We start from the raw sequence: 2,045 nt of genomic DNA, 5'->3' as shown, positions 1-2,045 counted from the left end.
CAGCCGGCCCAGCCGCTCCGGCGTGGTGTCCGCGCGCGGACCCTCGTCCCGCGTGACCAGGCCGTCGCGCACCGGCACCGGCACGATCTCCGCGTCGAAGCGGCCGGCTTCCTGTGCGGCGAGCGCCCGCTGGTGGCTGCGCAGGGCGAACGCGTCGGAGCGCTCGCGGGTGATGCCGTCGAGCGCGGCCACCTCCTCCGCGGTCTCGCCCATGGACAGCGTGATCTTGCCGCCGCCCGTCTCGGCGAAGCGCGGATTGGTGAAGCGCCAGCCGAGCGAGGTGTCGGCGACCTCGCCCGGCTTGGCCCACGGGGTGCCGGGTTTGGCCATCACCCAGGGGGCGCGGGTCATCGACTCCACGCCGCCCGCCACCACCAGGTCCGCCTCGCCGGCGCGGATCGCCTGCGCGGCCGAGGCGACGGCGGTGAGCCCGGAGGCGCACAGCCGGTTGACCGTGTAGCCGGGCACCGTGTGTGGCAGCCCCGCGAGCAGGACGGCCATCCGCGCGACGTCGCGGTTGTCCTCGCCGGCCTGGTTGGCGGCGCCGAGCACCACCTCGTCCACCGCGTCCGCGGGGATGCCCGCCCGCCGGACCGCCTCGCCGACCACCAGGGCCGCCAGGTCGTCCGGGCGGACCCCCGCGAGCGCGCCGCCGTACCGGCCCAGTGGTGTGCGCGCTCCGTCGACCAGGTAGACCTCAGACACCGGCGCTCGTCTCGACGGGCGCGACCGGTACCGGGCGGCGCGACTGCAGGGTCGCGAAGCGACCGGTCACGAACGAGGGGTCGGACAGCGTGGCACTGGCCGCGGGGTTGGCCGCGCTGCCGTGGAAGTCGCTGAACGCGGCGGACTGGTTGACGAAGACGCCGCCGGTGAGGTTCTCCGACAGGTGCACGCCCGCGTCCAGGGCCACCGCCTCGGTCGCGACCAGCACGTCCTCGCTGGTGGAGTGGACCGCGGCGGTCAGCGCGCCGTGCCGGCGCACGGTCTCGCCGAAGATGCGCAGGCTGTCCGCGGTGGAGTCGGTGGCGATGACGAAGGACACCGGGCCGAACCACTCGCGGGTGTACACGCCTTGGTGCTCCGCGGCGTCCAGTCGGGCGATCAGCGGGGTACGCACCACCGCGTCGGGGTGGTCCGGGTGGGCGACCGCGGCGGACGGGTGTGCGGTGTGCCCGATCCCGGCGGCCTCGTCGAGGCGGTCGCGTACGTCCTGGTTGACGATGGCCCCCAGGGTTCCAACGGCGCGCTGCGGGTCGCCGAGCAGCTTGTCCAGGGCGGCGCCGAGGTCGGCGGCGAACTCGTCCGGGCTCTTGACGCCCTGGTCGGTGCCGAAGCCGTCGCGCGGCACCAGCAGGTTCTGCGGGGTGGTGCACATCTGGCCGCTGTAGAGCGAGAGCGAGAACGCCAGGTTGCCCAGCAGCCCGCGGTAGTTGTCCGTCGAGTCGAGGACGACCGTGTTCAGGCCGGCCTTCTCGGTGTAGACGACGGCCTGGCGGGCGTTGGCCTCCAGCCAGTCGCCGAAGGCGGTCGAGCCGGTGAAGTCGACGATCCGCACGTCCTGGTGGGTGGCCAGGGTCGCCGCGGTGCGCTCCTGGGGGCTCTCCGCGGCCAGGATCACCAGGTTGGGGTCGAAGCCCGCCTCGGTGAGCACCTCGCGCGCCACCCGCACGCTGATCGCGAGCGGCAGCACCGCGCCGGTGTGCGGCTTGACGATCACCGGGTTGCCGGTGACCAGGCTCGCGAACAGGCCCGGGTAGCTGTTCCAGGTGGGGAAGGTGTTGCAGGCCACGAGCAGCGCCACGCCGCGGCCGACCGGGGTGAACTTCTTGTCCAGGGCGATGGGTTCGCCCTTGCGCTGCGGCTTGCTCCAGCGCGCGGCGGCCGGGTGGCGCTTCTGCTCGGCCCACGCGTAGGCGACCGCCTCGAGGCCGCGGTCCTGCGCGTGCGGGCCGCCGGCCTGGAAGGCCATCACGAACGCCTGGCCGGTGGTGTGCTGCACGGCGTGCGCGATCTCGAAGCTCGCGGCGTTGATCCGGGCCAGG

General features: G+C 74.1%; 2 protein-coding genes. Both read right to left on the bottom strand.

Annotation, left to right across the window (positions count from 1 at the left end):
- The coding region (locus GT354_RS02710) for a beta-ketoacyl synthase N-terminal-like domain-containing protein (protein WP_346011813.1) at window positions 1-705 on the bottom strand (705 nt) is incomplete at its 3' end.
- A partial coding sequence (paaN, locus tag GT354_RS02705) for a phenylacetic acid degradation protein PaaN (protein WP_161354536.1) occupies window positions 698-2,045 on the bottom strand: 1,348 nt, incomplete at its 5' end. The genes GT354_RS02710 and paaN, both read right to left, overlap by 8 nt.

Origin of the sequence: Streptomyces sp. SID3343 (genome assembly GCF_009865215.1) — a bacterium.
Lineage (GTDB): Bacteria > Actinomycetota > Actinomycetes > Streptomycetales > Streptomycetaceae > Embleya.
This window is presented reverse-complemented; position numbering and strand designations above follow the sequence as displayed.